We start from the raw sequence: 4,795 nt of genomic DNA on the forward strand, positions 1-4,795 counted from the left end.
GGACCTGATGCTGGCCGAGCTGGAGGCGTTCGTCCCCGCGGTGCTGGCGGCCGCGCGCGCGGCCCTGGAGGCGGCGGTGACCGACCTCGACTTCGTGCGCCTCGACGCGGCGGCCTTCGCCCAGGCGCCGAAGATCTCGATCGACTACGCGGTCATGGAGCGGACCGCCCGGGCCGGCGTGCTGCCGGTGTCGTTTTCGTGGTCGGATGTCGGCACCTGGGACGCGGTCTGGCAGGTGCTGGACCACGACGAGGCCGGCAACGCCGTGCGCGGCCGGGTGTCGCTGATCGGCACGAAGAACAGCCTCGTGCACAGCCAGGGCGAGGGCCTGACCGCGGTGGTGGGCCTGGAGGACGTGGTGGTGGTCTCGACCCCCGACGCGGTGCTGGTGGCCTCCAAGGCGCATTCGGGCCAGGTGAAGGAGCTGGTCGGCGCGCTGCGGGCCCGCGGGGAGCCGGAGGCGGACGCGCATCTGCGGATGTACCGGCCCTGGGGCTGGTACCAGCGGATCGACATCGGCGAGCGCTTCCAGGTGAAGCGGATCCAGGTGGTGCCGGGCGGGCGGCTGTCGCTGCAGAAGCACCACCACCGGGCGGAGCACTGGGTGGTGGTGCGCGGCACCGCCGAGGTGACGATCGACGAGCGGGTGGTGCTGGTCCACGAGAACGAGGCGGTCTACCTGCCGATCGGGTCGATGCACCGGCTGGCCAACCCGGGCAAGATCCCGCTGGAGCTGATCGAGGTCCAAGTCGGCTCCTACACCGGCGAGGACGACATCATCCGCGTCGAGGACATCTACGGACGCAGCCGTTGAATTGGCTGGACCCATTTTTCAGCACCTTACCATCCCCGCAGCTAACGGGTTCCTACGTTGGATGCCGAATCAAGTTACTGCCTCGAGAACCACCGCTGATTCGGCCATTTCGAATCCTGAGTCCTCCGCGCCTGAATAATTCATCGAAGCTTTCGACGGCACAGGATCATCGGCCGGACTTATGGAAGGGCGGCGCTCGTGCATAGCCCATTATAGTGTAGTGAGAACAAACTTACTTGGGCCAAGCGCGACACGAGCCAGCGACCGACGTGGGCCAGGGCCTCCGCGCCCGGAGGCTGGCATGCGACGATAGTCCCGTCATCGGCTGTAAAGCCGGCCAAGTGGCGCGGCGCTCGCTGAAGTTCTATGCGCCGGATGGTCGACGCCTCCCCAAAGAAAGCTGGCCATACGACCGGGCTCAATCACGACTTTGACTATTAGGACTCACCCTAACCGGATGCTGCTCCAAGAATCAGGGACACAACCGCATGGCTCGAGTTCGGCAGATGAGGTCGCAGGCAAGCGTGATGAAAGCAAGTCCGAGGTCGGCGCATTGCCCGTAGCGGATAGGCAGGCGGCGGAAGCAGGCCAGTCAGGCCAGCTTGCGCTCGACAGTCCAGCGGTAGTGGACGAGCCCCTTGCTGCTCTAAATGCCGCGCCGGGCGATCCGGGGCGTGATGCAGCGAGCCCGGCACTCGCGCCCGCAGCGGCAAAGATCGTGGCGCTTGTCGGCGTGCAGCCTGTCTGGTCTGCGCCGCGGGCGACCCCGCCGACCTGTGCGCACGCCCGGCACCGCATCGAGTTTGCTACCGCGCCTGTGCCAGCCTGACCCAGCCGCAACCAATGCCACAGCCATATATGACAACGACGGATCGATTTTTGCTTCATTGCGCCATCATACGGTCGCGGCGATCGGCTGATAGATAAGGCACCAAACGACCCGCCATATGGCCACCGATCGGATCACCTCATTGTACGTGGCGGAAGCCCTCGACGGTTCTAGTGCAAAGACGCCGACGAACGCACCACACGCTTGTTTGCTAACGTGCTGCTAGCGTTTGGAAAATCACCTTGGATTGGGTACGTTTTGTCGGCTTCAGAGCACTAGCTGCTAGCGCCTTCTCCAAATGCCTATCAACCGGTCCGGCCGTGCCCTTTGACACCGTGAATAGGGGAGTCCAAGAGGATGCACAGAGGCAGCAATCCGTACTCGGCGCCACGGATGAATGCGACGAGCTCAAAGTGGATAATGTTCTCTGTCTCGGACATCTCTTGTCTAAAGATCCCTGTCTCGCGAATATTTTCTTCAAATGAGCTGGGATTTAATCTAACTAACGCACGGGTATACTAATCATGTCGGGAGATGTTTCGTTGCCGGCCGGGCCCCGCGTTTTGCTTAATCTCGTGCGGCTATTACCAAGTGAGAAGGGCGCGGGTGGGGCTGGACGGTTGGCGCTAGCGCTACTTGCGCATCTCCCACATCGAGTTCAACTGCGTGTTGTAATCCCAACTCATTGGCGCAATCTTATTAACGTTTTTCCTAACATCACATTCGACGTGGTAAGTGACGACAGCAATTCGAGTTTGCGACGCCTTCTAGACTGGTGCGATTGTTATATTGATCCGCTTAACGGGCTGCGGCCAGCAACGATTGATCCGAGGGTCGCGGTAATCAGCTTCGTGCTCGATCTTCAGCACCTGCGAATGCCGTGGCTCTTCACCGAAAAGGAGATGAGCGGTCGAATCGCGGAATACGGTTATGCAATCGATCGATCAGATTGGCTGGTAGCGATATCAGATTACGAGCGCAATAATTTTGCCGATTTTTACGGCGTGGATCGCGTTTCGGTAGTGCACTTGGCTGGCTTTATGGCTGAAGACTGTGGGCTGACTGGAGATGAGATTCGACAAAGGCGCTCTCTTGGAGAGCAGAAGCCGCCCTATCTTATCTACCCGGCAGTTCCATGGCTCCACAAAAACCACGAAATTCTGATTCAGGCGATCGCAATTTTACGGCGGCGTGGCCTTGATGTGCCGCTCGTACTCACGAACACATCTGGACGATCTGCAGAGAAGGAGCGGCTGGGTCTCGCTGCAGTGACGATGGGCGTTGAAGATTTAATCGATCTGCGTGGTTTTCTAGATGAGTCGTCATTATTTTCTTTAGTAATCGAAAGCCGCGGCATGGTGTTTCCAAGCCTTTACGAGGGCTTCGGCATTCCGCTGGTCGATGCTATGGCACTTGGCGTGCCCATTCTGGCAAATCCAGTCGCCGCGGTGCCGGAGATTTGCGGTAACGCTGCTGCTTATATGTCGAACGCTAGCAACGCACTGACTCTAGCAGATGACATTGCTGCATTTTGGGGCGATGGCGGCACGCGAAGTCAGCTTGCCGAAAGAGGCCTCGTCAGGGCAAATGATTTCTCGTCTAAAAAAATGGTTGCAAGTCTCGCTGAGGCAATTGAGGCTGCGCTGGCCGCTAAACTGAAGCACCCTCTTCCCAAACCAGCCCAGTTCAATCAACCGCGCTACGTTCAATTAGCAGTTTTTGTGGCATACACGGGCCTAACCGAGGTCGATCTTGCTGTTCTGCGTGCATTTGAGGACATCAGAGAGCTACATGCACGTGCTTTCGGCGTGGCGGCTGATGTGACAGTCGGTATCGACATCTCCTTGATCAATGACCCCGAGCTGTGTCGAGTATTTCGATCTGCTGCCAAGCTAATCTGCTTTGACGGACATTCGCGTGCGAGCTTCGACGCAGCTGTAGCTGATTTCAGCGGACGCTATGATCAAGCAGAATTTCAGCTAGTTACAAAATTCCGAGATGGTCGGCTGGGCAATTACGACGCGGAATCTGTCCAAGCTGCAGTGATGGCGATGGGGCTGTTTGCCGGCGCCGACTGTGCCGAGCCCGATGTTCACATCGAGGACTGTATACAGAAGGATGCCTTAGATGAAGCAGAAGGCGTTCTCGAGTACCATCGACGTAGGCATAATGGCCTGGCTGTTTCCGACGTGTTGCTTAGACGGATTTCCGCGCGTGGAAATCGGAATGGCACTGCAGCGTTTCTTTCGGATTTCTGTACGCGTTACGCGCGGTTGCGCGTTCCAATCAGAAAAAGGCGGGGCTAGATGTACTACCCGTAATTCAGGCGGTTAGTGTTGTTTTCGGCCCGCTCATTGCTCGCATCCAAAAATTTAAGGGAATCTTAGCTCATGAATATCTCGGAAAAAACGGAGAGGGAGCTTTTAGGTGTAGCCGCCGAGGGTGCAGGAGCAGAATTTGATTCAAAGTGGTATCGAGAGCGATATGCCGATGTGGCCGCAACGGGTCAAGATCCAGCCGAACACTATGTAAGCCATGGGCAGGCCGAAGGTCGCTTTCGTAATGCTGGAGAAGCGGTTCGTGCTGCGATGCAGGCCGGAATCGAGCCGACTTGGTATATAAGCCGCTATCCAGACGTAGCGGCAGCGGGGCAGGATCCGGCGGAGCATTATGCTCTATATGGCCGCCACGAGGGGCGCTTTCCTAACGCGAAGGCGGCTGCTCAGTTTGCTGCGGAGAACGGAGTCAACCCTGCTTGGTATGCAAACACCTACACGGACGTGGTAGCTGCGAATTTTGAGCCTGAAGAGCATTACGGCCTTTATGGCCATGCCGAGGGCCGCATCCCGAATCCGTATGCCGCTCTCCAGTCTCCGCTGCGGCAAGAAGTCGACTGTAAGTGGTACGTTGAACGTTACGCTGACGTCGCTGAAACAGGTGCGGACCCCGCTGAGCACTATGTAGTTCACGGTCACGTGACAGGATATTTTCCAAATGCTGGCGCTGAAGAATTTTACATCTTTAATTTGCGACGAGCCTACATGGCGCAAGTTGATCCCGCATGGTATCTTGCAAACTATGCTGATGTTGCTGCTGCCGGCGTAGATCCTGCTGAGCACTTTGCCCTTCATGGTCAGGCACAAGGTCGTTTT

At 57.8% G+C, this 4,795-nt stretch carries 2 protein-coding genes and 2 pseudogenes; 3 read left to right on the forward strand and 1 reads right to left on the reverse strand.

Annotated features, from left to right (window positions below):
- On the forward strand, nucleotides 1-814 hold an 814-nt coding region (locus tag ME121_RS32360), incomplete at its 5' end, for a cupin domain-containing protein (RefSeq protein ID WP_491892945.1).
- A gap of 472 nt (nucleotides 815-1,286) precedes the next feature.
- On the opposite strand, the pseudogene ME121_RS34790 reads toward ME121_RS32360, so the two are convergent.
- Nucleotides 1,287-1,616, reverse strand: a pseudogene (locus tag ME121_RS34790) (IS5/IS1182 family transposase); the annotation flags it as partial.
- 878 nt (nucleotides 1,617-2,494) lie between these two features.
- Between ME121_RS34790 and ME121_RS34795 the strand changes: the two are divergent.
- Both ME121_RS34795 and ME121_RS34800 read left to right on the forward strand, forming a co-directional pair.
- Complete coding sequence (locus tag ME121_RS34795; RefSeq protein ID WP_179239933.1) at nucleotides 2,495-3,949, forward strand: glycosyltransferase family 4 protein; 1,455 nt, start codon at nucleotides 2,495-2,497, stop codon at nucleotides 3,947-3,949.
- A gap of 84 nt (nucleotides 3,950-4,033) precedes the next feature.
- Nucleotides 4,034-4,795 (forward strand): annotated as a pseudogene (locus tag ME121_RS34800) (hypothetical protein); the annotation flags it as partial.

This window comes from Methylobacterium sp. ME121, from assembly GCF_000974725.1.
Lineage (GTDB): Bacteria > Pseudomonadota > Alphaproteobacteria > Rhizobiales > Beijerinckiaceae > Methylobacterium > Methylobacterium radiotolerans.